The 26,276-nt window shown below is 68.5% G+C and carries 23 protein-coding genes; 12 read left to right on the plus strand and 11 right to left on the minus strand.

Annotated features, from left to right (window positions below; translation table 11 throughout):
* Complete coding sequence (gene tal / locus CKW34_RS10965; protein ID WP_059381395.1) at positions 1-1,146, minus strand: transaldolase; 1,146 nt, start codon at positions 1,144-1,146, stop codon at positions 1-3.
* Positions 1,147-1,150: 4 nt separating this feature from the next.
* Positions 1,151-3,253 carry a transketolase gene (gene tkt, locus CKW34_RS10970; RefSeq protein WP_059381506.1) on the minus strand — a complete coding sequence of 701 codons (2,103 nt, stop codon included), beginning with the start codon at positions 3,251-3,253 and terminating at the stop codon, positions 1,151-1,153.
* Positions 3,254-3,465: 212 nt separating this feature from the next.
* Between tkt and CKW34_RS10975 the strand changes: the two genes are divergently transcribed.
* On the plus strand, positions 3,466-4,443 hold the full coding sequence (locus CKW34_RS10975; protein ID WP_059381396.1) for a heme o synthase: 978 nt from the start codon (positions 3,466-3,468) through the stop codon (positions 4,441-4,443).
* 64 nt (positions 4,444-4,507) lie between these two features.
* On the opposite strand, the gene CKW34_RS10980 is transcribed toward CKW34_RS10975, so the two are convergent.
* On the minus strand, positions 4,508-5,473 hold the full coding sequence (locus tag CKW34_RS10980; protein WP_059381397.1) for a quinone oxidoreductase family protein: 966 nt from the start codon (positions 5,471-5,473) through the stop codon (positions 4,508-4,510).
* A 23-nt stretch (positions 5,474-5,496) separates the two neighbouring features.
* On the opposite strand from CKW34_RS10980, the gene CKW34_RS10985 reads away from it, so the two are divergent.
* Positions 5,497-5,838 carry a hypothetical protein gene (locus tag CKW34_RS10985; RefSeq protein WP_059381398.1) on the plus strand — a complete coding sequence of 114 codons (342 nt, stop codon included), beginning with the start codon at positions 5,497-5,499 and terminating at the stop codon, positions 5,836-5,838.
* Between the two features lie 71 nt (positions 5,839-5,909).
* On the opposite strand, the gene CKW34_RS10990 is transcribed toward CKW34_RS10985, so the two are convergent.
* From CKW34_RS10990 to mptB, 4 genes are all read right to left on the minus strand, one after another.
* Positions 5,910-6,875 carry a COX15/CtaA family protein gene (locus tag CKW34_RS10990; protein ID WP_059381399.1) on the minus strand — a complete coding sequence of 322 codons (966 nt, stop codon included), beginning with the start codon at positions 6,873-6,875 and terminating at the stop codon, positions 5,910-5,912.
* A gap of 68 nt (positions 6,876-6,943) precedes the next feature.
* Complete coding sequence (locus tag CKW34_RS10995) at positions 6,944-7,741, minus strand: ABC transporter permease (RefSeq protein WP_059381400.1); 798 nt, start codon at positions 7,739-7,741, stop codon at positions 6,944-6,946.
* Positions 7,738-8,682, minus strand: a complete 945-nt coding sequence (locus CKW34_RS11000) for an ABC transporter ATP-binding protein (RefSeq protein ID WP_059381401.1) — start codon at positions 8,680-8,682, stop codon at positions 7,738-7,740. Before CKW34_RS11000 ends, CKW34_RS10995 begins: the two co-directional genes overlap by 4 nt.
* Before the next feature lie 11 nt (positions 8,683-8,693).
* Positions 8,694-10,421 carry a polyprenol phosphomannose-dependent alpha 1,6 mannosyltransferase MptB gene (mptB, locus tag CKW34_RS11005; protein WP_370670838.1) on the minus strand — a complete coding sequence of 576 codons (1,728 nt, stop codon included), beginning with the start codon at positions 10,419-10,421 and terminating at the stop codon, positions 8,694-8,696.
* A 109-nt stretch (positions 10,422-10,530) separates the two neighbouring features.
* Here mptB and CKW34_RS11010 point away from each other — a divergent pair, with 109 nt between their 5' ends.
* The 7 genes from CKW34_RS11010 (at position 10,531) to CKW34_RS11040 (ending at position 17,092) form a co-directional block, all read left to right on the plus strand.
* Entirely contained in the window at positions 10,531-11,313 is a 783-nt protein-coding gene (locus CKW34_RS11010) for a helix-turn-helix transcriptional regulator (protein ID WP_370670839.1), read from the plus strand.
* Between the two features lie 115 nt (positions 11,314-11,428).
* The gene (gene sufB, locus CKW34_RS11015; RefSeq protein WP_006551501.1) at positions 11,429-12,874 is read left to right on the plus strand and encodes a Fe-S cluster assembly protein SufB; all 1,446 of its coding nucleotides are present in this window, start codon (positions 11,429-11,431) and stop codon (positions 12,872-12,874) included.
* Positions 12,875-14,080 (plus strand): Fe-S cluster assembly protein SufD, encoded by a 1,206-nt coding sequence (gene sufD, locus CKW34_RS11020; protein ID WP_059381402.1) that lies wholly within the window; start codon positions 12,875-12,877, stop codon positions 14,078-14,080.
* Positions 14,081-14,130: 50 nt separating this feature from the next.
* Positions 14,131-14,919: a Fe-S cluster assembly ATPase SufC gene (gene sufC, locus CKW34_RS11025; protein WP_059381403.1), complete on the plus strand. Its 789-nt coding sequence runs from the start codon at positions 14,131-14,133 to the stop codon at positions 14,917-14,919.
* Between the two features lie 4 nt (positions 14,920-14,923).
* Positions 14,924-16,177, plus strand: coding sequence for a cysteine desulfurase (locus CKW34_RS11030; protein WP_059381404.1), 1,254 nt, complete (start codon positions 14,924-14,926; stop codon positions 16,175-16,177).
* Between the two features lie 4 nt (positions 16,178-16,181).
* Positions 16,182-16,673, plus strand: a complete 492-nt coding sequence (gene sufU, locus CKW34_RS11035; RefSeq protein ID WP_026061042.1) for a Fe-S cluster assembly sulfur transfer protein SufU — start codon at positions 16,182-16,184, stop codon at positions 16,671-16,673.
* Positions 16,673-17,092, plus strand: coding sequence for a metal-sulfur cluster assembly factor (locus CKW34_RS11040; protein WP_059381405.1), 420 nt, complete (start codon positions 16,673-16,675; stop codon positions 17,090-17,092). The genes sufU and CKW34_RS11040 overlap by 1 nt, the downstream gene beginning before the upstream one ends.
* Before the next feature lie 56 nt (positions 17,093-17,148).
* On the opposite strand, the gene ku is transcribed toward CKW34_RS11040, so the two are convergent.
* The gene (gene ku / locus CKW34_RS11045; protein WP_059381406.1) at positions 17,149-18,189 is read right to left on the minus strand and encodes a non-homologous end joining protein Ku; all 1,041 of its coding nucleotides are present in this window, start codon (positions 18,187-18,189) and stop codon (positions 17,149-17,151) included.
* A gap of 98 nt (positions 18,190-18,287) precedes the next feature.
* Positions 18,288-19,403 carry a lycopene cyclase family protein gene (locus tag CKW34_RS11050; RefSeq protein WP_059381407.1) on the minus strand — a complete coding sequence of 372 codons (1,116 nt, stop codon included), beginning with the start codon at positions 19,401-19,403 and terminating at the stop codon, positions 18,288-18,290.
* Positions 19,404-19,571: 168 nt separating this feature from the next.
* On the opposite strand from CKW34_RS11050, the gene CKW34_RS11055 reads away from it, so the two are divergent.
* Together CKW34_RS11055 and CKW34_RS11060 are read left to right on the plus strand one after the other, a co-directional pair.
* Complete coding sequence (locus tag CKW34_RS11055; protein WP_059381408.1) at positions 19,572-21,203, plus strand: ABC-F family ATP-binding cassette domain-containing protein; 1,632 nt, start codon at positions 19,572-19,574, stop codon at positions 21,201-21,203.
* Between the two features lie 120 nt (positions 21,204-21,323).
* Entirely contained in the window at positions 21,324-21,575 is a 252-nt protein-coding gene (locus tag CKW34_RS11060; RefSeq protein ID WP_026061044.1) for a helix-turn-helix domain-containing protein, read from the plus strand.
* 17 nt (positions 21,576-21,592) lie between these two features.
* On the opposite strand, the gene CKW34_RS11065 is transcribed toward CKW34_RS11060, so the two are convergent.
* Together CKW34_RS11065 and acnA are read right to left on the minus strand one after the other, a co-directional pair.
* A complete protein-coding gene (locus CKW34_RS11065; RefSeq protein ID WP_016691734.1) occupies positions 21,593-22,159 on the minus strand; it encodes a TetR/AcrR family transcriptional regulator in 567 nt (188 codons plus the stop codon).
* Between the two features lie 105 nt (positions 22,160-22,264).
* Complete coding sequence (acnA, locus tag CKW34_RS11070; protein ID WP_059381409.1) at positions 22,265-25,069, minus strand: aconitate hydratase AcnA; 2,805 nt, start codon at positions 25,067-25,069, stop codon at positions 22,265-22,267.
* Between the two features lie 342 nt (positions 25,070-25,411).
* Between acnA and CKW34_RS11075 the strand changes: the two genes are divergently transcribed.
* The gene (locus CKW34_RS11075; protein ID WP_226949812.1) at positions 25,412-25,960 is read left to right on the plus strand and encodes an Rv1476 family membrane protein; all 549 of its coding nucleotides are present in this window, start codon (positions 25,412-25,414) and stop codon (positions 25,958-25,960) included.
* Positions 25,961-26,276: the final 316 nt, after the last annotated feature.

Below are 26,276 nucleotides of genomic sequence, written 5' to 3' on the forward strand. Positions count from 1 at the left end.
TCAGCCCTCCGCGCCGGGCGCGTGAGCCGCGAGCTGTTCCGCCGTCGCCGCGAGCAGGTCCTTCCACGCCACGACGAACTTCTCCACACCCTCGTCCTCGAGCTTGCGGAAGACGTCGGGAAGATCCACACCGACCGATGCCAGCGCGTCGAAGACCTGCTGGGAGGAGGCGATGTTGCGGGTGACGGTGTCGCCCGTGACCTCACCGTGGTCGGCGACGGCCTCGAGGGTCTTCTCCGGCATCGTGTTGACGGTGTTCGGCGCGACGAGCTCGGTGACGTAGAGGGTGTCGGGGTAGTCGGGGTTCTTCACACCCGTCGACGCCCACAACGCACGCTGGGGAACGGCACCCGCCTCGGCGAGCTGCTCGAACCGCGTTCCGCCCTCGAACGCGCGCTGGTACGCGCCGTACGCGAGCCGCGCGTTGGCGAGACCGGCCTTGCCGCGCAGCGCCAGCGCCTGATCGGTGCCGATCTCCTCGAGGCGCGGATCGATCTCGGTGTCGACACGCGAGACGAAGAACGACGCGACCGAGCGGATCTTCGACAGGTCGTGACCGGAGGCCTTCGCCGCGGTGAGGCCGTCGAGGTAGGCCTCGATGACCCGCTCGTAGCGCTCGACCGAGAAAATGAGCGTGACGTTGACGCTGACACCCTCACCGATCACCCGGGCGATGGCCGGCAGCCCCGCCACCGTCGCCGGGATCTTGATGAACAGGTTCGGGCGGTCGACGATGCGCCACAGCTCGAGGGCCTGCTGGACGGTGTCGTCCGTCTTGTGCGCCAGACGCGGGTCGACCTCGATCGACACCCGTCCGTCGAGGCCGTCCGTCGCCTCGAACACCGGCGCGAGGACGTCGCAGGCCGCGCGCACGTCGTCGGTGGTGACGGTGCGGATCGCCTCGGTGGCGTCGGCACCGGCGGCGGCGAGATCGCGGATCTGCGCGTCGTAGGCGTGGCCCTTCGACAGGGCGGCCTGGAAGATCGACGGGTTGGTCGTCACACCCACGACACTGCGGGTCGCGACGAGCTCGGCGAGCTTGCCGGAGTCGATGAGGTCGCGGGACAGGTCGTCCAGCCACACCGAGACACCCTGGGCGGACAGTTCGGCCAGCGCAGCGTTCTGCGTGGAGGTCTGCTGGGTCATCGGATCATCCCTTCACTCGGGTCAGCGAGCGACGCGCGGCGTCGACGACGGCCTCGGCAGTGATGCCGAACTCGCGGTACAGGGTCTTGTAGTCGGCGGAGGCGCCGTAGTGCTCGAGCGAGACCGGCTCACCGGCGTCGCCGATGAGGCGGTACCACGGCATCGCGAGACCGGCCTCCACGGACACACGGGCGCGCACCGACGGGGGCAGCACCTCGTCGCGGTAGGCCTGGTCCTGCTCGAGGAACCGGTCGAGCACCGGCACCGAGACGACGCGGGTGGGAACACCGTCGGCCTCGAGGGTCTCGCGGGCGGCAACGGCGAGCTGGACCTCGGAACCGGTCGCGAGGATCACGACCTCCGGGGTGCCCGACGAGGCCTCGGCCAGGATGTAGGCGCCGCGGGCGACACCCTCGGCGGCCTTCTCACGCGTGCCCTCGAGCACCGGCACGTTCTGACGGGTCAGCGCCAGCGCGGTCGGGCCGGTGCGGTTCTCCAGAGCGGCCTTCCACGCGAACGAGGTCTCGTTGGCATCGGCCGGGCGGATCACCGCGAGATTCGGGATCGCGCGCAGCGCCGCGAGGTGCTCGATCGGCTGGTGCGTCGGGCCGTCCTCACCGAGACCGATCGAGTCGTGCGTCCACACGTAGATCGCCGGGGTCTGCATGAGGGCCGCGAGACGCACCGCGGGCCGCATGTAATCGGAGAAGACGAGGAAGGTGCCGCCGTAGGGGCGGGTCGGGCCGTGCAGAGCGATGCCGTTGAGGATCGATCCCATCGCGTGCTCGCGGACACCGAAGTGCAGGGTGCGTCCGTAGGGCTGCGCGTTCCAGTCCTTCGTGGAGATCGCCTCGGGTCCGAAGGAGTCGGAACCGGGGATCGTCGTGTTGTTGCTGCCGGCGAGGTCGGCGGAGCCACCCCACAGCTCGGGCAGCACCGGCCCGAGCGCGGCGAGGGCCTTACCGGACGCCGAGCGGGTCGCGGGACCGCTCTCGGTGGGCTCGTAGGTCGGCAGTGCGTCGACCCAGCCCTCCGGGAACTCGCCGGCGTGCAGGCGGTCGAAGAGCTCCTTGCGCTGCGGCTCGCGGGCGGCCCACGCGTCGAAGTCGGCCTGCCATGCGGCACGGGCCTCGGCGCCGCGCGTCACGACCTGTCGGGCGTGCTCGATCACGGCCGGGTCGACGTCGAAGTTCTTCTCGGGGTCGAAGCCGAGGATCTTCTTGATCTCGGCGACCTCGTCGGCACCGAGCGCGGCACCGTGCGCGTCGCCGCTGTTCATCTTCGTCGGGGCCGGGTAGCCGATGATCGTGCGGACGGAGATGAAGGACGGACGGTCGGTGACCGCCTTCGCGGCCTCGACGGCCTCGAGGAGCGCGGTGACGTTCTCGCCGCCCTCGACGGTCTGCACGTGCCAGCCGTAGGCCTCGTAGCGCTTGGCGACGTCCTCACCGAGAGCGATCGCGGTGTCGTGCTCGATGGAGATCTTGTTGTCGTCGTAGAAGACGATCAGGTTGCCGAGCTGCTGGACACCGGCGAGCGAGGACGCCTCGGAGGTCACGCCCTCCTCGATGTCGCCGTCGGAGGCGATCACGTAGACGTAGTGGTCGAACGGGCTCGAGCCGGCGGGCGCCTCGGGATCGAACAGACCGCGCTCGCGGCGGGCGGCCATCGCCATGCCCACGGCGGAGGCGAGACCCTGACCCAGCGGGCCGGTGGTCATCTCGACGCCGGCGGTGTGGCCGTACTCGGGATGACCCGGGGTGAGCGAACCCCACGTGCGCAGCGCCTCGAGGTCGGCGAGCTCGAGTCCGTAGCCGGACAGGTACAGCTGGGTGTACAGCGTCAGGCTCGAATGCCCGCACGAGAGCACGAAGCGGTCGCGGCCCACCCACTCGGGGTCGGTCGGATCGTGGCGCATCACACGCTGGTAGAGGGTGTACGCGAGGGGAGCGAGGCTCATCGCGGTACCGGGATGCCCGTTTCCGACCTTCTGCACGGCGTCGGCGGCGAGCACGCGCGCGGTGTCGACGGCCTTGGTGTCCAGGTCGGTCCAGTCGGCAGGATGCGCAGGCTGGGTGAGGGTGCGGATCTCGTCTGTGATCGACACGAGCTTGAAGTCTCCTGACATGGGTGAACGGGGTCCCGGCGGGTGGAAGTCGGCCCGCGCGCTACTTCAGACTAGTGCGCTGCTCCGAACGGGTCGATTCGGTCCGGGCAACGGTCCGGTCTACCATCGTTCGTAGTAGAGGAGCGTCCGGAACCGGGCGACCGTGAACGGGCGAAACGAAGGTGCGGATCCGCGTGGGACAAGGAGACAGTGTGCGGGCAGGGCGACGGCCGGGAGGACACGGCTTCGGCGCCCCCGAAGCGCCGAGCGCCCCGCGCCCCGACACCGCGTGGGGCCGGATCTCCGGCACCGTCCTCGCCTACATCGCGTTGACCAAGCCGCGGGTGATCGAACTCCTGCTGGTCGCGACCATTCCCGCGATGCTGTTCGCAGACCGCGGCAAGGTCGACATCGTGCTCATCCTGAGCACCCTGTTCGGCGGTTGGATGGGTGCGGCGAGCGCCAACTCGCTCAACTGCGTCGTCGACGCCGACATCGACAAGGTGATGAAACGCACGGCGTTGCGTCCGCTCGCTCGGCAGACGGTGCCGACACGCAACGCCTTCGTCTTCGGCATGGTGCTCGGTATCGCGTCGTTCGCGTGGTTGTGGTGGCGCGCGAATCTGCTGGCCGGACTGCTGGTCGTGGCGACGATCGCGTTCTACGTGCTCGTGTACACGATGGTGCTCAAACGCCGGACCTGGCAGAACGTGGTCTGGGGCGGGGCTGCCGGTTGTATGCCCGTGATGGTGGGCTGGGCCGCGGTGACGGGTTCGCTGAGCTGGGAACCGATCGTGTTGTTCCTGGTCATCTTCTTCTGGACGCCGCCGCACACCTGGGCGCTCGCGATGCGCTACAAGGAGGACTACAAGGCCGCGGGTGTGCCCATGCTCCCGGTCATCGCCACCGAGCAGCACGTCACGAAGCAGATCCTGCTGTACACCTGGGCGACCGTGATCGCGACGCTGGTGATCGTCCCGGCCGCCGGTGTGATCTACGCGGCCGTCGCGCTGCTCGCGGGCGCCTGGTTCCTGCTCGTCGCGCACCAGCTGTACAACAGCGTGCGCGGTGGGGCATCGGTCAAACCGCTCAAGCTGTTCCTGCAGTCCAACAACTACCTCGCGGTGGTGTGCCTGGGACTGGCGATCGACTCCGTGCTCGCACTGCCGACGATCGGCTCGTACTTCTGACCCACGCTTCACCACGAACGCCCCGGCCGGTCGGCCGGGGCGTTCGCCGTATCGGGTCAGGAGATCACGGGATCAGGACGATCGATCCGGTGGTCCGGCGTCCCTCGAGATCGGCATGGGCGCGGGCGGCCTCGGCGAGGGGATAGCTCGCTCCGACCCGGAGCTTCAACGACCCGTCGGCGAGCGCCGCGAGCACGTCGCCCGCACGCCACAGCAGCTCCTCGCGGTCGCGGGTGTAGTGCACGAGGGTCGGCCGGGTGACGAACAGCGAACCTGCCGGGTTCAGGCGCTGCAGGTCGAAGGGCGGGACTGGTCCGCTCGCGGCACCGAACAGCGCGATCGTGCCGCGCACACGGACGGACGCCAGCGACGCCTCGAAGGTTGCGGCACCGACACCGTCGTAGGCCGCGGCCACCCCCTCGCCGCCGGTGAGCTCGCGCACCTTCTCGGCGAGGTCGTCGCTGTAGCGGAGCACCTCCGCGGCGCCGGCCTCCCGCGACAGCGCCTCCTTCTCGTCGGAGGACACGGTGGTGATCACCCGCACGCCCTTCGCGACGGCGAGCTGCGTCAGGATCAGCCCCACGCCACCTGCACCGGCGTGGACGAGCACCGTCTCACCGGGCTGCGCGGGGTAGACGGACTCGAGCAGGTAGTGCGCCGTCATGCCCTGGAGGAGGACCGAGGCGGCCTGCTCCGCCGGCACCGAGTCCGGGACCGGTACGGCGACCTGTTCGCGGACGCGGACCAGTTCGGCGTACGAGCCGGGTGCCTCGCACCACGACACCCGGTCGCCGACCGCAGTGTCCCGGACCCCCTCGCCGACGGCGACGACCGTGCCCGTGCCCTCCGAGCCCGGGATGTACGGCAGTTCCGTGCCGTACAGGCCGGTGCGGAAGTAGGTGTCGATGAAGTTGACGCCGATCGCGTCGGTGCGGACCAGCAGCTCACCCGGTCCGGGCGAGGGGTCGGGTCGTTCGACGGGGACGAGGACGTCGGGGCCTCCGTGCTGTGCCACTTCGATTGCGTGCATAGCGCTCACAGTATTCTGCAGACATGAGCGTCGAAACACAGGTCGTGGCCGCACCGGCCGACATCGTCTCGTCCATCCGCAGCTTCGTCGCCGAGCACGGAGGTTCCGGGAAGGCCGTGCTGCAGCCGATCGGTCTGTCGGGCGTCCGGATCACCGTGGTCGCCGCCGACGGCACCCTCGGCGATCGCGTCGCGAAGGACCTCCCGACGGCGCGCGCCATCGTCGAGGAGATCCCCGACGTCACCGTCTCCGAGTGGGACCGCGAGGTCACCAGCATCGCCACCCCGCAGAAGGGTCACTGGGCGAAGATGGCCGGCTGGGTGGCACGCCAGACGAAGTTCCCGAAGGCCCGCAACGAGCGCTGACAGGCCCGATACCCGTACGACGGCACGCGGCCCCTTCCCGGAATCCGGGGAGGGGCCGCGTCGTCGATCGGTCAGGCCGGAACAGGCTCGCGGTCCGGTGTGGTCGTGCGGGTCCGTCCGGCCGCCCAGACCGCGGCGGTCGCCGCCGTGCACAGTCCGGCGCCGGCGACGTGGAAGACGACCAGCACGGCGGGCACGTCCGTCCAGAACTGGACGAGGCCGATGCAGGCCTGCGCGACGACCAGTGCGAGGACGACCTTCAGCCGCAGCGTGACGGCCCGCGGTGCGTGAACGGCATACACCGCGAAGGTGAGGCCGATCAGCAACGCGAGATAACCGACGAGCGCTTCGGCGTGCAGGTGGACGAGATTGGTGATGTCGAGCGCGAGGCGCGGGACGGACCTCTCGATGCTCTTGTCTCCGGCGTGCGGGCCGGCTCCGGTGACCATCGTGCCGAGCACGAGGACCACGGCGAGCGCGACACCCGACAACGCGGTGAGCCAGCGCAGCGGCTGGGGCAGGACCTGCACCACCGTCCCGTCGTCCGGCTCGCTCACCTTGGCGTAGAGCACCGTCGCCAGCCACACCATGAGCATCGACGCGAGCAGGTGGATCGCGACCGTCCACCAGACCAGACCGGCCAGGACGGTGATGCCGCCGATGATCGCCTGCAGCACGGTGCCCGCGGGCATCACCCAGGCCCAGGCGATGACCTCCTTGCGGCGCCGTGCTCGGGTGACTGCCAGGACGATCGCGGCTGCGACGGCCACGACCACGAAGGTCAGCAGCCGGTTACCGAACTCGACCACCTGGTGCAGCGTGTTCACCCCGCTCGACACACCCACCGGGACCAACGACCCGGGGAAGCACTGCGGCCAGGTCGGGCAACCCAGTCCGGAGGCGGTGACGCGGACGACCGAGCCGGTCACGGCGATGCCGCCCTGGGTGAGAATCGTGAGGAACGCGATGATCTTCTGCGTCCGCAGCGACGGCAGGGGGAGACGGTCGACAAGGCTCAGGTAGCCGCGATACAACACGGTTCGATGGTACGGCGTGAACCACTACACGCTGTAGTTGGGTCGTGCCCGATCGGGCCGCCCACGACTCAGGTGAAGCGGAACCAGCGCGCCGCGGCGGTGCCGCCGATCACCGTCCAGACGATCAGCGAGACGATCGACAGCCAGTCGATCACACCGGAGGTGGCGTTCTCGAGCGCGAGCGTCAGCGCCCCTGACGGCACGATCCGCAGCAGGTGGGCCACCGCTTCGGGGATCACGTCGCCGAGCACCACGACGCTGCCGATGCCGAGCAGCACGAACCACACGATGTTTGCGAGGGCGAGCACGATCTCGGCGCGCAGGGTTCCCCCGAGCAGCAATCCCAGTGTCGCGAACATCACCGTGCCCAGGGCGATGACGACCGCCCCGATGAGCAGGTCGACGGGGGAGGGGCGCCAGCCCAGTGCCGATCCGATGGCGCCGAGCAGCACTGCCTGCAGGACGACGACGATGCCCACCGCCGCGCTCTTGCCCGCGATGATCCCCCATTTGGGCAGCGCGGTCGCGCCGATCCGCTTGAGGGCGCCGTAGCGGCGGTCGAAGCCCACGGCGATCGCCTGGCCGGTGAATGCCGTAGACATCACGGCCACCATCATCACCGCAGGCAGCACACTGTCGACTCGTGAGTCGCCGAGATCGCCGATGGGCAACAGTGACAGGCCGATCAGCAGCGTGATCGGGATGAACATGGTCAGCAGGAGCTGCTCGCCGTTGCGCAGCAGCAGCTTGAGTTCCATGGCGGTCTGCGCCGCGAGCATCTTCGACGGCGAGTTCGGCTGCGGTCGCGGGGTGAAGGTCCCCTCCGCGAACCGGTTGTTCGCCAGACGATCGTGGGTCACGCTCACCCTCTCAACTCCCGACCGGTCAACTCGAGGAAGACGTCCTCGAGGCTGCGCTGATCCACCCGGATCTCGGTTGCCAGTGCGCCCAGGTTCGCGCACCAGGTCGCCGCCGCCGCGACGACCGACGGTTCGATCGTGCCCTCGACCAGATACCGCCCGGGATTGTCCTCCCGGACCCGGTGGGTGCCGGCCAGAGCGGACTGCAGGGCGCTCAGATCGAGTCCCGGAGGCGCGGTCAGCCACAGCTGCCCCTCGGCGCCGTCACGGGTGACCTCGTCGGGTGTCCCTGCGGCGACCACCCGGCCGTGATCGATGATGACGATCTCGTCGGCGAGTTCTTCGGCCTCGTCCATGAGGTGGGTGGTGAGCAGCACACTCACGCCGTCGCGACGCAGTGCGTCGATCAGTTCCCAGACCAGCAGCCGGGCCTGCGCGTCGAGGCCCGCCGTCGGTTCGTCGAGGAACACCAGTTCGGGGCGCCCGACCAGCGCGCACGCAAGCGCGAGGCGTTGCTGTTGTCCACCCGACAACCGGCGGTAGGGGGTGCGGCGGGCGTCGGTGAGCCCGAGGCGCTGGAGCAGCCAGTCGGGGTCGAGGGGGTCGGCCGAGTACGCCGCCACCAGGTCGAGCATCTCGCCGGCCCGCGAACCCGGATAGGCGCCGCCACCCTGCAGCATCACGCCGATCCGGGGACGGAGGGCGTCGGAGTCGGCGACGGGATCGAGACCCAGGACGCGGACCGTGCCCGCGTCGGGAGTGACGAACCCCTCGCACATTTCCACGGTGGTGGTCTTACCGGCACCGTTCGGGCCGAGGAGGGCGAGCACCTGGGCGCGTTCGACGGTCAGGTCGAGACCGTTCACGGCGGTGACGCCCCCGTAGGTCTTGACGACGCCGTCCAGGCGCACGGCCGGTACCGCACCGGCGGGAGAACTCGGGGTCACAGGGTTCCAGCCTAGGCGTCCGCGGTTTCCGTCGGACGCGGTGGTGTGCGCTCCTGCAGCCGCCACGGCAGCCGGGAACGTGTGGCGACGATGATCAGCCCGACCACGACGATGGTTGCGATCGACGCCTGGACGATGATGAACGGTTGATATTCGCTGCCGTTGGGCATGAGGATCATGCCGACCACCGACGAGAACGCGATGGTGGGGATCCGGAAGACGGGGCGGGTCGCCCAGGCCGCGAGCGGGATGACCGCCCACAGCAGGTACCACGGCTGCACGACCGGGAAGAGCAGCACGATCGCGCCCAGCGACACCCCCAGCGCACCGACGGGATGGATCCGTCCCGTGAGTACGGCGAGCAGCATGCGCACCGTGACGAAGGCGGCCACCAGCGCGGCGATGGGCCGTGTGATGGACAGCACGGCCGTCGTGTGGTCGCCGAGGCCGAGCAGCACACCCCCGAGACCGGTGCCCATACCGAGCAGGGTCGGGATCGACATCCAGCTGCGCACTTCCGTGGCGGTCCCGAGGGTCTGCGTCCAGCCGAGACCGAGGCCGCTTCCCCAGCTCACCGCCGCGATCACGACGGCTGCGCCCAACCCCAGGACGGCGGCGGCCGCGACCACCGAGCGGAAGGACGCACCCCACTTGCGGGCCAGCGCCATACCGACGAACCCGAGGGCGAGCAGCGAGGGCACCTTGATCATCGACGACAGCGCGATCAGGGCCGTTCCGGCGGCGAGCCATCCCGCGAGACGCAGACGCGACGCCGCCTCGTCGTCCGGGTGGACCGCCCGCAGCGCGAGCTCGACACCGGCGAGCATGAGCCCGAGCATCAGAGCCTCGTTGTGGATGCCCGCGACCAGGTGGAAGAGCAGCAGCGGGTTCGCGGCGCCCAGCCACAACGCACTCACCGGCGCGACACCGCAGCGGCGGGCCAGTCGCGGCAGCGCCCACACGATCAGGGCCACGCCCACGAGCGCGAGCAGTCGGTGGACGAAGATGCCGGCCACGATGTTCTCGCCCGTGACGTAGGTGATCTTCTCGCCGATCCACAGGAAGGCGGGGCCGTAGGGGGCCGGGGTGTCGCGCCAGATGTTCGGCACCGTCCGGGTCAGGACGTGGTCGACCCCCAGAGCGCCGGCCGGACCGATCGCGTAGGGGTCGAGCCCGCGCGCCGCGATCTCGCTCTGCGCGAGATAGGAGTAGACGTCCTTGCTGAACATCGGCGGCGCGACGACCAGCGGCAGGATCCACAGCAGCAGGGTGCGGTCGAGCTGTGACCGGGACAGTCGGCGCACGGGACCGTCCGGTGCGCTCCGGCCGATCGCGAACCGGCCGAGCAGCAGCCAGGCGAGGATCACCAGCGCCGTGCCGATCATGGTGGTCGTGAGGGCGGCGCTCGGCATACGTGCCGCCAGTCCGAGGGCGCGGACGCCCTGCACGGGGTTCTGCAGGACCGGTTGGGCGCCGGCGCCGAGCGCTCCGACCGCCATGAGGACGGCGCCGGTCGCGCCGAGCAGCCGGATGCGGTGGAGATAGATGTTCTCGATCGCGTCGAGTCCGCGACCTTCGGTCTCGTCGCCGTGCAGGACGACCGAGACATCGGCGTGTGGGCCCGGGGCGTCGAGGCCCAGGGCGCGTCGGATCCACACGTGCAGCCGTTCGCGGACCCCGGATCGGCCCGGCGACGGAGACGTCGTGCGCGGGGCGGACAGGGGAGGAGTCGACGGCACGTCAGAAGCGTAACGGGACGGCGAGGGTGGTCTCCGACGGCTCCGTCATGAGGTGTAACAAAGGGCACCCTTGGTGGACCGTGCTTCCGAATTCCGTCACACTGGTGTTGTGAAATACCCGTCCGACACCATCGACACCGCAGAACGCGCAGGTCACGCACCTGCCGCGACGGCGTCGCGCGTCGAGGACACCCGCAAGAATCCTGCTTCGGCAGGTCGCGAGATCCCGGAGGGGCAGACCCGCGCCGCCGTCGTGCAGCTGCTGCTCGAAGAAGGTCCCATCACCGCGCCGGAGATCGGCGAGCGTCTGGGGCTCAGCGCCGCGGGCGTGCGACGCCATCTCGACGCGCTCATCGAGTCCGGCGAGGCGCAGGCCGCCGCGCCGCCGCGCCGGCAGGGACGCGGTCGTGGCCGTCCCGCCCGCCGCTTCCAGCTCACCGCTGTCGGGCGCGCCCGCCTCGGACATTCCTACGACGATCTTGCCACCGCCGCCATGCGGCACCTCCGCGAACTCGGCGGCGACGCCGCCGTGGAGGACTTTGCGCGACGCCGCGTGGACTCGATCCTCGGCACCGTCGCACCCGCCGACGAGAACGTCGACGACGTCGAGAGTGTCGCCGAGGAGATCGCCGGGGCGTTCACCGCCTCCGGTTTCGCGGCCTCGACCCGCCGCGTCGGCACCGGCGTGCAGATCTGCCAGCACCACTGCCCGGTCTCGCACGTCGCGGAGCAGTTCCCCGAACTGTGCGAGGCGGAGCAGGAGGCCTTCGTGCGGATCCTCGGAACCCACGTCCAACGCCTCGCGACGATCGCGAACGGCGACGCCTTCTGCACGACACACGTGCCCGTTCTCCCCAGAGCGGATGTGCCCCGTCCGGAGCCGCCCACGTGACGATCCCACCGCGAGTGCTCCGCGAATCAGGGCACACCAGGAAGACATCCACCCACCCGTCGACCGTCGACGCACAGCCCGCGCCGACGCCCACCAGACTCCGGAAGGAGCTCGCATGACCGTCGCATCGGATCAGACGTCCGGAACCGCGCCGCTGACGCAGGAAGAGACGATCGATTCTCTCGGCCACTACGAATACGGCTGGGCGGACCCCGACACCGCCGGCGCCACGGCGCAGCGCGGCCTGTCCGAAGAGGTCGTGCGGGACATCTCCGCCAAGAAGAACGAGCCCGAGTGGATGCTCGACATCCGCCTCAAGGCGCTGCGCACCTTCGACAAGAAGCCGATGCCGGTGTGGGGCTCGAACCTCGACGGGATCGACTTCGACAACATCAAGTACTTCGTGCGCTCGACGGAGAAGCAGGCCGCGAGCTGGGACGAGCTCCCCGAGGACATCAAGAACACCTACGACAAGCTGGGCATCCCGGAGGCCGAGAAGCAGCGCCTCATCGCCGGTGTCGCCGCCCAGTACGAATCCGAGGTGGTCTACCACCAGATCCGCGAGGACCTCGAGAGCCAGGGCGTGATCTTCCTCGACACCGACTCGGGTCTGCGTGAGCACCCCGAGCTGTTCAAGGAGTACTTCGGCACGGTCATCCCCGCCGGCGACAACAAGTTCTCCGCTCTGAACACCGCGGTGTGGTCGGGTGGCTCGTTCATCTACGTCCCGCCGGGTGTGCACGTCGACATCCCGCTGCAGGCCTACTTCCGCATCAACACGGAGAACATGGGCCAGTTCGAGCGGACCCTGATCATTGTCGACGAGGGCGCCTCGGTGCACTACGTCGAGGGCTGCACCGCGCCGATCTACAAGTCCGATTCGCTGCACTCCGCGGTCGTCGAGATCATCGTCAAGAAGGGCGGCCACTGCCGCTACACGACCATCCAGAACTGGTCGAACAACGTCTACAACCTGGTGACCAAGCGCACCAAGGTCGAGGCCGGCGGCTCGATGGAATGGATCGACGGCAACATCGGTTCCAAGGTGACGATGAAGTACCCGGCCGTGTGGATGATGGGCGAGCACGCTCGCGGTGAGGTGCTCTCCGTCGCCTTCGCCGGCGAGGGCCAGCACCAGGACACCGGCGCGAAGATGCTGCACCTGGCTCCGCACACCTCCTCGACCATCGTGTCGAAGTCGGTGGCGCGCGGCGGTGGACGTGCCTCCTACCGCGGCCTCGTGCAGGTCAACAAGGGCGCTCACGGCTCGAAGTCGACCGTCAAGTGCGACGCGCTGCTCGTCGACCAGATCAGCCGATCCGACACCTACCCGTACGTGGACATCCGTGAGGACGACGTCACGATGGGTCACGAGGCGACCGTCTCGAAGGTGAGCGACGACCAGCTGTTCTACCTCATGAGCCGCGGACTCGACGAGGACGAGGCCATGGCGATGGTGGTGCGCGGGTTCGTCGAGCCCATCGCCAAGGAACTGCCGATGGAGTACGCCCTCGAACTCAACCGCCTGATCGAACTGCAGATGGAAGGGGCAGTCGGCTAAATGACTGCGGAAGCGAAGAACACTCCTGCTACCGGAGTGCAGGATGCCGTGCGCGCCGAGAACCGTGCCCCGGCGATCAATAAGGGTGAGGTCTTCACGTCGTTCGACGTGAACGCCTTCGAGGTTCCCTCGGGACGCGACGAGGTCTGGCGGTTCACCCCGCTGCGCCGTCTGCGCGGTCTGCACGACGGCACCGCTCCCGCGACCGGCACCGCGACCGTCGAGGTCACCCCGGTCGACGGCGTGCAGGTCGAGACCGTGGCACGCGACGACGCGCGACTCGGGAAGGCCGGCGTGCCGTTCGACCGGATCGCAGCTCAGGCGTACTCGTCGTTCGAGACCGCGACCGTCCTCACCGTCGGCCGCGAGGTCGAGGTCGCCGAGCCCGTCACCGTTACGATCACGGGCCCGGGCGAGGGCGCCGTCGCCTACGGGCACGTGCAGATCCGGCTCGAGGCGTTCGCCAAGCTCACGCTCGTCATCGACCAGCGTGGCAGCGGCACCTACGCCGAGAACATCGAGTTCGTGCTCGGCGACAGCGCACAGCTGAAGGTCGTCGCGGTGCAGGACTGGGCCGACGACGCCGTCCACGTCGCCGCGCACCACGCCCGCCTCGGCCGCGACGCCGTGCTGCGCCACTTCACCGTGGCGCTCGGCGGCGATCTCGTGCGTGTGTCGGCTACCACCAAGTACGACGGCCCCGGCGGCGACGCCGAATTGCTCGGCCTGTACTTCGCCGACGCCGGTCAGCACTTCGAGCAGCGCCTGCTCGTCGACCACTCGCAGCCCAACTGCAAGTCGAACGTCGTGTACAAGGGTGCGTTGCAGGGCGATCCGGCCTCCGGCAAGCCCGACGCGCACACCGTGTGGATCGGCGACGTGCTCATCCGCGCAGAGGCCGAGGGCACCGACACCTTCGAGCTCAACCGCAACCTGGTGCTCACCGACGGTGCGCGTGCCGACTCGGTGCCGAACCTCGAGATCGAGACCGGTGAGATCGTCGGTGCCGGACACGCGTCGGCGACCGGCCGCTTCGACGACGAGCAGCTGTTCTACCTGCGTGCTCGCGGCATCCCCGAAAAGGAAGCGCGTCGCCTCGTCGTCCGCGGTTTCTTCCACGAACTGCTCGAGCGCATCACGGTCACCGAGGTCCGCGAACGGCTCGAGGCCGCCATCGAGGCGGAACTCGCCGCCGTCGGCGCCTGACCGGCCCTGCCTCCCGTACTCCCGATACTTCACTAAGGAAACGCATTTCGATGTCCACACCTTCGAACGTCCTCGAGATCAAGGACCTGCACGTCCGCGTCGCACAGACCGACGAGAACGCCGAGCCGATCGACATCCTCAAGGGCGTGAACCTCACGGTCCGCTCGGGTGAGACGCACGCCATCATGGGCCCCAACGGCTCCGGCAAGTCCACCCTGTCGTACGCGATCGCCGGCCACCCCAAGTACGAGGTCACCTCGGGCACCATCACCCTCAACGGTGAGGACGTGCTCGAGATGAGCGTCGACGAGCGCGCCCGCGCCGGCCTGTTCCTCGCCATGCAGTACCCGGTCGAGGTTCCCGGCGTGTCGATGTCGAACTTCCTCCGCACCGCCGCGACCGCCGTGCGCGGCGAAGCCCCCAAGCTGCGCCACTGGGTCAAGGAGGTCAAGCAGGCGATGTCCGAGCTGGACATCGATCCCGCCTTCGGCGAGCGCAGCGTCAACGAGGGCTTCTCCGGCGGCGAGAAGAAGCGCCACGAGATCCTTCAGCTGGGTCTGCTCAAGCCGAAGATCGCCATCCTCGACGAGACCGACTCCGGCCTCGACGTGGACGCGCTGCGCGTCGTCTCCGAGGGCGTGAACCGCTACCAGGAGAACGAGAACGGCGGCGTCCTGCTCATCACCCACTACACCCGCATCCTGCGCTACATCAAGCCGCAGTTCGTGCACGTCTTCGTGGGTGGCCGCGTCGTCGAGTCCGGTGGCCCGGAGCTCGCCGACGAGCTCGAGACCAACGGCTACGTTCGTTTCACCCAGGCAGCAACGCAAGGAGCGTGATCGGATGACGGTGCCGGTGCGGACCTTGGACATCGCCCGGATCAGGGCCGATTTCCCGATCCTCGCGCGCACGGTGCGCGACGGCAAACCCCTGGTCTACCTCGACTCGGGGGCCACCTCCCAGCGCCCGGTGCAGGTGCTCGACGCCGAGCGTGAGTTCCTCGCGACGCGGAACGCGGCCGTGCACCGCGGTGCGCACGCGTTGTCGGAGGAGGCGACCGACTCGTACGAGGACGCCCGCGCCGTCATCGCGGCCTTCGTCGGGGTCGACATCGACGAGGTGGTGTTCACCAAGAACGCCACCGAGTCGCTCAACCTCGTCGCGTACGCCTTCGCCGACGAACGGTTCCCGCACCGGCTCGGACCCGGTGACGAGATCGTCGTCACCGAGCTCGAGCACCACGCGAATCTCGTTCCGTGGCAGGAACTCGCGCGGCGTACGGGTGCCACCCTGCGCTGGTACGGCGTCACCGACGACGGCCGCATCGACCTCGATTCGCTGACGCTGACCGAGGCTGTGAAGGTCGTGGCGTTCACGCACCAGTCGAACGTGACCGGTGCGGTCGCTCCCGTCGAGGAGATCGTGCGGCGTGCGAAGGAGGTCGGCGCGGTCGTCGTGCTCGACGCATGCCAGTCGGTACCGCACATGGCCGTCGACTTCCGTGCTCTCGGTGTGGATTTCGCGGCGTTCTCCGGGCACAAGATGTTCGGTCCGTCCGGCGTCGGTGTCCTCTACGGTCGCCGCGACCTGCTCGCCGACGTGCCCCCGTTCATCACCGGTGGCTCGATGATCGAGACGGTGACGATGGAGGCCACGACCTTCGCCGCACCGCCGCAGCGATTCGAAGCCGGATCGCCCATGGTCTCGCAGGCCGTCGGCCTCGGTGCCGCCGTGCGCTACCTGCAGGACATCGGGATGGACGCCGTCGCCGCGCACGAACACGAGCTGACCGCTGCCGCGCTCGCCGAGCTCGGCGGCATCGACGGCGTACGCATCATCGGACCCACGACTGCCGAACAGCGGGGCGGGGCGGTGTCGTTCGTCGTGGACGGCATCCACGCCCATGATCTCGGCCAGATCCTGGACGACGAGGGCGTCGAGATCCGGGTCGGACACCACTGCGCCTGGCCGCTGCACCGTCGCTTCGGAGTGGCCGCGACCGCCCGCGCATCGTTCGCCGTGTACAACACGCCGGACGAGGTGCAGGCGCTCGGCGCGGCGATCCGGCGCGCCCAGAAGTTCTTCGGGGAGGCGTGATCCGATGCGGATGGAGCAGATGTACCAGGAAGTGATCCTGGACCACTACAAGCACCCGCACAATCGCGGACTGCGCGAGCCGTTCGGCGCCGAAGTGCACCACGTCAACCCGACCTGCGGCGACGAGGTGACCCTGCGCGTGCACATCGACGGCGACACCGTCGCCGACGTCTCCTACGACGGGCAGGGCTGCTCGATCAGCCAGGCGTCGACGTCCGTGCTCACCGACCAGGTGATCGGTGTTCCGCTCGGCGACGCGCTGAAGATCGTCGAGGGGTTCGTCGAGATGGTCGGCAGCCGCGGCACCGTCGAGGGCGACGAGGACCTGATCGGCGACGGCATCGCGTTCGCCGGCGTCGCGAAGTACCCGGCGCGCGTGAAGTGCGCGTTGCTGGGCTGGATGGCCTTCAAGGACGCGGTCGCGCAGACCGTGGACGCCGCCCCCGCCGACCTGGCAGGTGGCGCGCACACCCTTTCGAGCGGAGGACAGAACTGATGACCGAACCCGCACCGGGCACCGTGAACACCGACGAGAATCCGACGGCCGAGTCCGGCGAGGACGAGACCTCGACGCTGGTCGCGGCCACGGCTCCGCCGCTGGATCCGGGCCGCCTCGACGAACTCGAGGAAGCGCTGCGCGACGTCGTCGACCCCGAGCTCGGCATCAACGTCGTCGATCTCGGTCTCGTCTACGGGATCTCCGAGGTCGACGAGACCGTGACCGTGGACATGACGCTGACCTCGGCGGCGTGCCCCCTCACCGATGTCATCGAGGAGCAGGCCAAGGGCGCACTCGTGCGCAGCGGCCTGTGCGACGAGCTGCGTATCAACTGGGTGTGGATGCCGCCGTGGGGTCCCGACAAGATCACCGACGACGGACGCGAGCAACTGCGCGCACTCGGGTTCACCGTCTGATCCGGCTGTCTCCGGCTCCGAGCCTCGGCGCCTGATCTCCGACTTCTCGTCGGAGCTCAGGCGCCTTTGCGTTCGCCGGAGGTCTTCTTGGCGGCCGTCTTCTTCGCAGGACTCTTCTTGGCCGCCGCACTCTTGGACGCGGTCTTCTTCGCTGTGCTCTTCTTCGCGGGACTCTTCTTCGCCGTGCTCTTCGACGCCGTGCTCTTCGATGCGGTCTTCTTCGCGGGGGCCTTCTTCTTCGCGCCCTCGTCCTCGTCTTCGTCGTCGTCCTTCGAGGACTTCTTCCCGCCGGAGGACGAACCGGAGGGGACCTTCTTGTCCGCCGCGTCGACGCTGCGCTGCAGGGCCGCAACGAGGTCGAGGACCTCGGCGTCCTCTTCGTCGGTGTCGGGTTCGGCGACCTGGAAGACCTTCTCGCCGCCGCGGGCGAGGGCCTCGTCGATCAGGGTGCGCAGTTCCACCTGGTACTCGTCGGTGAACTCGGTGGGATCGAAATCGTCGGACATCGACTCGACGAGGGTCTCGGCCATCGCGAGTTCGCGTTGCTTCGGCTTCTCGATGTCGTCCAGCGACTCGAACTCGGCCGCGCGGACCTCGTCGGGCCACAACAGGGTCTGCAGGATGAGCAGTCCGTCGCGGGTGCGCAGCGCCGCCAACCGGGTGCGCTGACGAAGGGTGAAGTGCACCAGCGCCGTCCGGTCGCTCTGTTCGAGGGTCGCGGCGAGCAGGCCGTAGGCCTTCGGCGACGACGAATCGGGTTCGAGATAGTAGGACTTCTCGAACAGGATCGGATCGATCTGCTCGGTGGGCACGAACTGCAGCACCGGGATCTCGTGCTTCTCGGCGGCGGGGAGCTTGTCGAAATCCTCGTCGGTGAGCACCACCCGCTCGCCGTCCTCGGAGTCGTACGCCTTGTCGATGTCCTGGTAGGGGACGACCTCACCGCACTCGGTGCACACGCGCTGATATTTGATCCGCCCGCCGTCCTTCGCGTGCACCTGGTGGAAGGAGATGTCGTGCGACTCGGTGGCCGAATACACCTTCACCGGGACGTTGACGAGGCCGAACGCGAGTGAGCCTTTCCAGATCGACCGCATGTGTCCATCATGATCGACACCTCGGGAGCACGCTGGAAAGCTGCGAAACTCACCGGCGGGTTCGTCGAGACGTTCGCCACACCGCCGCATCCGTCGGATCAGCGGAGCGAACGCAGAATCGTCATGCGTGCGTCCATCGGCAGCACCCGGAACAACCGCCACATCGTGGCCGCCACGCCGGTCGCATCGTCGCGACCGGACAGGTAGGCGCGTTGCTGCTCGACCGGCAGAGCGAAGAACGCGTCGAAGAACTCGATCGCTCCGCGTGCGTCGAGTCGCAGCAGGACCCGCAGTCCCATCTGCCGGAGGGTCGCCACGGAGCGGGCGCGGACAGGCCACAGGACGCGGTCCGGATCCTCGCCGCGACGCATCGCATCGACCACCGCATCCGCCGTGGACAGGGCGGTCGCCACCGCGTATCCCGTTGCGGGATGCATGAGGCCACCGCGAGCGCCGAAGCCGACCACCCCGGGTGCCGTCGGTGCGCCCTCGACGGCGAAGCGCACCCGTTCGACCACCTCGTCGCCGGTCGTACGCACGCCGCGCGCTTCGAGGCGGACGTGCAGGCGCCGTTCGAGTTCGCCGAGACCGAGTGCCGGGCGACCGACGAGGCAGGTCTCCTCGACGATCGTGCGTCCGTCACCGGCGGGCACCGCGTACAGGAAGGACGGCACGTCGTCGGGGCCGGTGCCGTTGTCGCGACGCCAGTCCATGAACCAGGCGGCGTGACCGTCGAGCGCCGGAGAAGCGATCGCATCGTCCACGATCAGCCCGAACGCCGTCTGCTGAGCGTGTCCCGGATCGGCGGGAACCCCGCGGGCATCGACGACGTAGCGCGCAGGCATCCTGCGACCGTCCCCGAGGACCACACCGTCCGCATCGACGTCGCGTACCCGGCCCGTCACCACCGTGACCTCATCGAGGGCGAGGAACTCCTGCAGGCGCGTCGTGTCCAGCACCCGGTAGGCGCGATCGACGGTGTGGGGTCCGGTCGTCCATGCTGCGGGGCTGTCGATGTGCGCTGCCACCACCTCGTCGGGCAGCCAGGCGGGTAGTTCGTCGGCCCACGCCGCGTAGGTCGCGGTCCACCGGCGCTGCGGGCGCACGTCGACGGCCGTCACCGACAGTCCGGCCGCGGCCGCCCGGAACGCCAGCGCACGGCCGGCGGGACCGAGTCCGGCCACGACGAGGTCGGTGGGGGGAAGGTGGGTCACGGGCGCCAGCCTAGGTCGCGTGCGGAGAGCTCCCTGGCTGCGCGTGGTCAGGGGTAGCGCATCTCACCGTGGGGGAGGGGCGCTGTCACGGTAAAATGAGTGGTTCGTGTGCCCGGCTGTTTGCCACCATGGCACCCAACCATCGTCTTTCTTCCTAGGAGCCCGTGCGTGATCACCGCTACCGACCTCGAAGTCCGCGCCGGCGTGCGGACGCTGCTCACCGCCCCCGGCTCGGGGCTGCGGGTGCAGGCCGGGGACCGGATCGGCCTCGTGGGGCGCAACGGTGCCGGCAAGACCACGACCCTGCGGATCCTCGCGGGTGAAGGCGAACCCTACGCCGGCACCGTGATCCGTTCCGGAGACATCGGGTACCTGCCGCAGGATCCCAAGGAGGGCAATCTCGACGTCCTCGCCAAGGAGCGCGTGCTCTCGGCGCGGGGTCTCGACGAGATCATGCGCAGCATGGAGAAGCAGCAGGCACTCATGGCGGAGGCCGTGGACGAGAAGATCCGCGACCGTGCCGTCCGTAAGTACGGTTCGCTCGAGGAACGTTTCGCGACGCTCGGCGGTTACGTCGCCGAATCCGAGGCCGCGAGCATCTGCCACAGCCTCGGTCTGCCCGACCGGGTCCTCGGCCAGCCCCTCCACACGTTGTCGGGTGGTCAGCGCCGTCGTGTCGAACTCGCCCGCATCCTGTTCGCGGCCTCGGACGGTTCCGGTGGGAAGTCCGACACCACGCTGCTGCTCGACGAGCCGACCAACCACCTCGACGCCGACTCGATCACCTGGCTGCGCGGTTTCCTGCAGAACCACGACGGTGGGCTCATCGTCATCAGTCACGACGTCGACCTGCTGGCCGATGTGGTGAACAAGGTGTGGTTCCTCGACGCGGTGCGCGGCGAGGCCGACGTCTACAACATGGGCTGGAAGAAGTACCTCGACGCGCGCGCCACCGACGAGCAGCGTCGTCGCCGCGAGCGCGCGAACGCCGAGAAGAAGGCGTCGGCTCTGCAGAAGCAGGCCGCGAAGCTCGGAGCGAAGGCCACCAAGGCCACGGCCGCCCAGAACATGGCCAAGCGCGCCGAGAAGCTGCTCTCCGACCTCGACGACGTGCGCGTCGCCGACAAGGTGGCCAAGATCCGGTTCCCCACGCCGGCCGCCTGCGGCAAGACCCCGCTGATGGCCAAGGAGTTGACCAAGGTCTACGGCTCCCTGGAGATCTTCACCGGCGTCGACCTCGCGATCGACCGGGGCAGCCGGGTCGTCGTCCTCGGACTCAACGGTGCCGGCAAGACGACGCTGCTGCGACTGCTCGCGGGTGTGGAGCAGCCTGATCTCGGCGAGCTCGTGCCCGGTCACGGTCTGAAGATCGGTTACTTCGCGCAGGAGCACGACACCATCGACGACTCGGCGACGGTGTGGGAGAACATCCGGCACGCCGCTCCGGACGCCGGCGAACAGGACCTGCGAGGCCTGCTCGGCGCGTTCATGTTCACCGGTCCGCAGCTCGAGCAGCCGGCGGGAACGCTCTCCGGTGGTGAGAAGACGCGACTCGCCCTGGCGGGACTCGTGTCGTCCGCGGCGAACGTGCTGCTCCTCGACGAACCGACCAACAACCTCGATCCCGTCTCGCGCGAGCAGGTGCTCGATGCGCTGCGCAGCTACGAGGGTGCCGTCGTTCTGGTCACCCACGATCCGGGTGCGGCCGAGGCCCTCGACCCGGAACGGGTGATTCTGCTTCCCGACGGAACCGAGGACCACTGGTCCCAGGAATACCTCGAGCTCATCCAGCTCGCCTGATCGGGCTGCCGGTCGGATCCGCCCCCTGATCCGCTCCCGCTGGTCCGATCTGCGTCCGCGCAACCTGACAGTCCTCTAGCCTGGGAAAGGGACCTTTGGCGAGGGCGCAGGGAGGATCCGATGGCGCGAAATTCCGGTGGTGGAGAGACGACCTACGCGAAGGGAGCCCGAGTTACAGGCGAATCGCGGGACCGCTTGCAGGAGGATCTGAAGCGCCGCTACGAGGAAGGCGCGAGCATTCGGAGGCTCGCGCAGGAAACCGGTCGATCCTACGGTTTCGTGCACAACGTTCTCGTGGAGTCGCAGGTGCGGCTGCGGGGCCGCGGCGGCCCGAACCGTCGTCGGGCGGCAGCGAGCGACGAGAAGGCGTGAGGAACGGATCCGGCGCGTCAGTCGCGGCGACGCACGGATTCCTCGACGAGGTCGAGAACCGCGACGAGGTCCTGTTCGGTGTGCCCTGAAGCGAGGCGGGCGACGAGCCCGTCGAGCACGAGGTCGAGATAACCCAGAACGACTTCGGTCGGCACGTCGTCGCGTAGCCGGCCCGCTTCGCGCTGCCGTTCGAGGCGCCCGACGGTGGCCTCGGTGAGTTCGGCCGAATGCTGCATCCACGCCTTCGCGAACTCGGGGTCGGTGCGGAGGCGGCGCGTGATCTCGAGCCGAGTCCCGAGCCAGTCGAACTGGTCGGGGGAGGACAGCATGTCGCGCATGACCTGCACGAGACCCTCGTTGGCCGCGACGTCGGCCATCCGTCTCGCATCCTCCTGGGCGAGGGCGAGGAACAGTCCGTCCTTGTCCTTGAAATGGTGGAAGATCGCGCCACGGGACAGACCCGTGGCGTCTTCGAGCAGTCGCACGGTCGCGCCGTCGTAACCGTATTCGGCGAAGCAGCGACGGGCACCGTCGAGGATCTGCCTGCGCCGCGCGGCGAGATGGTCCTCACTGACCTTGGGCACGCGCCACTTCCTTTCGGCTCGATGGAGACGGCGGGCCCGAGACGAGTCTCGTCCCGGGCCCGCCGCTTCACACGGATGTGACCGATCGGGTCACGAGCACTGCTCTCAGCCGCGGATCATGTTCCGCAGCACGTACTGCAGGATGCCGCCGTTGCGGTAGTAGTCGGCCTCACCGGGGGTGTCGATGCGGACGACAGCGTCGAAGGTGACCTTCTCGCCGTTGTCCTTGGTCGCCGTGACCTTGACGGTCTTCGGCGTGACGCCCTCGTTGAGCTTCTCGATGCCCTCGATGTCGAAGACCTCGGTGCCGGTCAGGCCGAGCGACTTGGCCGACTCGCCCGCCGGGAACTGCAGCGGGATGACGCCCATGCCGATGAGGTTCGAGCGGTGGATGCGCTCGAAGGACTCGGTGATGACGGCCTTGACGCCGAGCAGGCGGGTGCCCTTGGCGGCCCAGTCACGCGAGGAGCCGGAACCGTACTCCTTGCCACCGAGGACGACCAGCGGGATGCCGGCCTTCTGATAGTTCTGCGAGGCGTCGTAGATGAACGCCTGCGGAGCACCGTCCTGGGTGAAGTCGCGGGTGTAGCCACCGGAGACACCGTCGAGCAGCTGGTTCTGCAGACGGATGTTCGCGAAGGTGCCGCGGACCATGACCTCGTGGTTGCCACGACGCGAACCGAGCGAGTTGTAGTCCTTGCGCTCGACACCGTGGGCGTCGAGGTACTGCGCGGCCGGGGTACCCGGCTTGATCGGACCGGCCGGGCTGATGTGGTCGGTGGTGACCGAATCGCCGAGCAGCGCAAGGACGCGAGCGCCCTTGATGTCGCTGACCGCGTCCGGCTCCATCGTCATGCCCTCGAAGTACGGAGCCTTGCGGACGTACGTCGAGTCCTCGTCCCACGCGAAGGTGTCGCCCTCGGGGGTCTCGAGGTTCTGCCAGCGCTCGTCGCCCTTGAAGACGTCGGCGTAGGACTTGCGGAACATGTCCTGGTTGATCGCCGACTTGATGGTGTCGTCGATCTCCTGGGCGGAAGGCCAGATGTCCTTCAGGAAGACGTCGTTGCCGTCCTTGTCCTTGCCCAGCGCGTCGGTCTCGAAGTCGAAGTCCATCGTGCCCGCGAGCGCGTACGCGATGACCAGCGGCGGCGAGGCCAGGTAGTTCATCTTCACGTCGGGGGAGATACGACCCTCGAAGTTGCGGTTGCCGGAGAGCACCGCGGTGACCGAGAGGTCGTTGTCGTTGACGGCCTTCGAGATCTCCTCGGGCAGCGGGCCGGTGTTACCGATGCACGTGGTGCAACCGAAGCCACCGAGGTAGAAGCCGAGCTTCTCGAGGTACGGCCACAGGCCGGCCTTCTCGTAGTAGTCGTTGACGACCTGCGAACCCGGAGCCATGTTGGTCTTGACCCACGGCTTGGTGGACAGGCCCTTCTCGACGGCGTTGCGGGCGAGCAGTGCAGCGCCGAGCATGACCGACGGGTTGGAGGTGTTGGTGCAGGAGGTGATGCCCGCGACCACGACGGCGCCGTGGTCGAGGACGAACTCGCCGCGCTCCTCCGAGACGACCTTGACCGGCTTGGTGGGGCGACCGTGCGAACCGTTGGCGGCCGAGTGGACGTCGACTGCACCGTCGTCCGCGAAGGACAGCACGGCCGGGTCGGACGCCGGGAAGGACTCCTCGACGGCCTCGTCGAGCTTGCTGTGCTCGGCCGGGAGGTTCTCCTCCACGTAGTTGTGGATGTCCTTGCGGAAGGCGACCTTCGACTCCGACAGCAGGATGCGGTCCTGCGGACGCTTCGGGCCGGCGATCGACGGGACGACCGTCGACAGGTCGAGCTCGAGGTATTCGGAGAACTCGGGCTCGCGGCTCGGATCGTGCCACAGGCCCTGCTCCTTGGCGTACGCCTCGACGAGAGCGAGCTGCTCGTCGCTGCGGCCGGTCAGGCGCAGGTAGTTGATGGTCTCGCCGTCGATCGGGAAGATCGCTGCGGTGGAACCGAACTCGGGGCTCATGTTGCCGAGGGTCGCGCGGTTGGCGAGGGGGACCTCGGCCACGCCGGCGCCGTAGAACTCGACGAACTTGCCGACGACGCCGTGCTTGCGCAGCATGTCGGTGACGGTGAGCACGACGTCGGTCGCGGTCACGCCGGGCTGGATCTCACCGGTGAGCTTGAAGCCGACCACGCGCGGGATGAGCATGGAGACCGGCTGGCCGAGCATCGCGGCCTCGGCCTCGATGCCGCCGACGCCCCAGCCGAGCACGCCGAGGCCGTTGACCATCGTCGTGTGCGAGTCGGTGCCGACGCAGGTGTCGGGGTAGGCCTGGCCGTTACGGACCATGACGGTCGGGGCGAGGTACTCGATGTTGACCTGGTGGACGATGCCCATGCCCGGGGGCACGACGCGGAAGTCGTCGAAGGCGCCCTGGCCCCAGCGCAGGAACTGGTAGCGCTCACCGTTGCGCTCGTACTCGAGGTCGACGTTGCGCTCGAGAGCGTCGGCGCGACCGAAGTAGTCGAGGATCACCGAGTGGTCGATGACCATGTCGGCGGGGGAGAGGGGGTTGACCTTGTTGGGGTCGCCGCCCAGGGCCGTGACGGCCTCACGCATGGTGGCGAGGTCGACGACACAGGGGACACCCGTGAAGTCCTGCATGATCACGCGGGCGGGCGTGAACTGGATCTCGATGCTCGGGTCGGCGGAGGGATCCCAGTTGGCGATGGCCCGGATGTGATCGGCCGTGATGTTCGCACCGTCCTCGGTGCGCAGCAGGTTCTCGGCCAGGACCTTCAAAGAATAAGGAAGTTTCTCGGTGCCGGGGACGGCCGACAGGCGGAAGATCTCGTAGGAGTTGTCTCCGACCTGCAGCGAACCCTTGGCGCCGAACGAATCACTACTGGTGCTCACGTCAGCTCCACTCGTCGTTTCGGCTGGCCGCCGACGGGGCTGTGTCGACGGCTGAAGCGAGGCACACGACGTCCACCCGCGGCCCGTGGCCCGGATGCAGAAGTCGTGGCGTCTCGCACTCGATTCTAACAGTACGCTTGTCCTGTAATGAACCGAAGTCGGGTCCGTCGTCCCGACGAGGCGTCGCGCCGGCATCGGTCCTGCTCGAGGCGAGTGCTTGGAGCCGCCGTCGCGCGATCGCGTAGTGTTCTCCCTTGCCGCACGGGTGTGGCGCTTCGTGTCGTCTCCGCGCGGCCGGATCACCGTATCGCCCGGCTTCTGCCCCAGCACCACCGGAGAGAGATGTCTGCGCCACTGCTTCGCATACCGGGCCCTGCGCTCACGGATCTTCCTGCCGGGGTCTCGGTCGAAAAAGTGCTCGCCGATCTCGCCGACGACCAGGTGGCCGCACCCTCCCAGTACGTGGACGATCTCGTCGCCGAGGTGCAGCGCGCGCAGGAGAACGGCATCGACCTCAGCGTGGTCGTGCTCGATCGGGATCCCCGTATGGATTCGCAGCTGCGCGACCTCGCGACGGAGGTCGGCGCCGAGGACGGCGGAACTGTCCTGGTCCTCAGCCCCGGATGGGTCGGAACGTTCAGCGCGGATCTCGACCGCGTCACTCTCGAGGCAGCGCAGGATCGCACCTATACCGGCGATCCGGTGGTCTCCACTCGCAACTTCGTCGATTCGGTGCTCGAACCGTCACCGCCCTGGACTCTGATGACGTTGCTGATCGTCGCGGTGGTCGCCCTCGCGGCCGGCGCGACCTATCTCGCCAAACGCCGCCGCGCAGCCGGTGATGCGACCGTTGCCGGAGGTAACGGATCGTCATCGTCCACGGACGTCTGAGGTCTCTTTCGCGTCACCGCGGGCGTGATTTCGGGGCTGTCCGCGCCTCTTTCGCGACGGAACCCGGCAGGGAGGATCGTTCGGCATCCTCACGGTCTTCCTCGGTGTCCTCGCCGTGTTCGTTCGGCGTTCTTTCCGCCGATCTTCGTGACTGTCATGCGACATACCCCTGTGGTGTCGTACGGTTCTCATGACGCTCTTGGGGAAGGTGTGTCACAACCCGGCTCGTGGGGACGCTGCCCACGACCGGTGTACGACTGCAGCGTGTGAGCCGTGGGGCACCCACGGCCGGCGGATGCTGCCTGCCTTCCTCGGG

This window comes from Rhodococcus rhodochrous (assembly GCF_900187265.1).
Taxonomy (GTDB): Bacteria; Actinomycetota; Actinomycetes; order Mycobacteriales; family Mycobacteriaceae; genus Rhodococcus; species Rhodococcus rhodochrous.

Excerpts from the sequence above, each read along its gene's own strand:
- tal (WP_059381395.1), bottom strand. The coding sequence starts at position 1,146 with ATGACCCAGCAGACCTCCACGCAGAACGCTGCGCTGGCCGAACTGTCC.
- CKW34_RS10980 (WP_059381397.1), bottom strand. The coding sequence starts at position 5,473 with ATGCACGCAATCGAAGTGGCACAGCACGGAGGCCCCGACGTCCTCGTC.
- CKW34_RS10985 (WP_059381398.1), top strand. The coding sequence starts at position 5,497 with ATGAGCGTCGAAACACAGGTCGTGGCCGCACCGGCCGACATCGTCTCG.
- sufB (WP_006551501.1), top strand. The coding sequence starts at position 11,429 with ATGACCGTCGCATCGGATCAGACGTCCGGAACCGCGCCGCTGACGCAG.
- sufD (WP_059381402.1), top strand. The coding sequence starts at position 12,875 with ATGACTGCGGAAGCGAAGAACACTCCTGCTACCGGAGTGCAGGATGCC.
- sufC (WP_059381403.1), top strand. The coding sequence starts at position 14,131 with ATGTCCACACCTTCGAACGTCCTCGAGATCAAGGACCTGCACGTCCGC.
- CKW34_RS11030 (WP_059381404.1), top strand. The coding sequence starts at position 14,924 with ATGACGGTGCCGGTGCGGACCTTGGACATCGCCCGGATCAGGGCCGAT.
- sufU (WP_026061042.1), top strand. The coding sequence starts at position 16,182 with ATGCGGATGGAGCAGATGTACCAGGAAGTGATCCTGGACCACTACAAG.
- CKW34_RS11040 (WP_059381405.1), top strand. The coding sequence starts at position 16,673 with ATGACCGAACCCGCACCGGGCACCGTGAACACCGACGAGAATCCGACG.
- ku (WP_059381406.1), bottom strand. The coding sequence starts at position 18,189 with ATGCGGTCGATCTGGAAAGGCTCACTCGCGTTCGGCCTCGTCAACGTC.
- CKW34_RS11060 (WP_026061044.1), top strand. The coding sequence starts at position 21,324 with ATGGCGCGAAATTCCGGTGGTGGAGAGACGACCTACGCGAAGGGAGCC.
- CKW34_RS11075 (WP_226949812.1), top strand. The coding sequence starts at position 25,412 with ATGTCTGCGCCACTGCTTCGCATACCGGGCCCTGCGCTCACGGATCTT.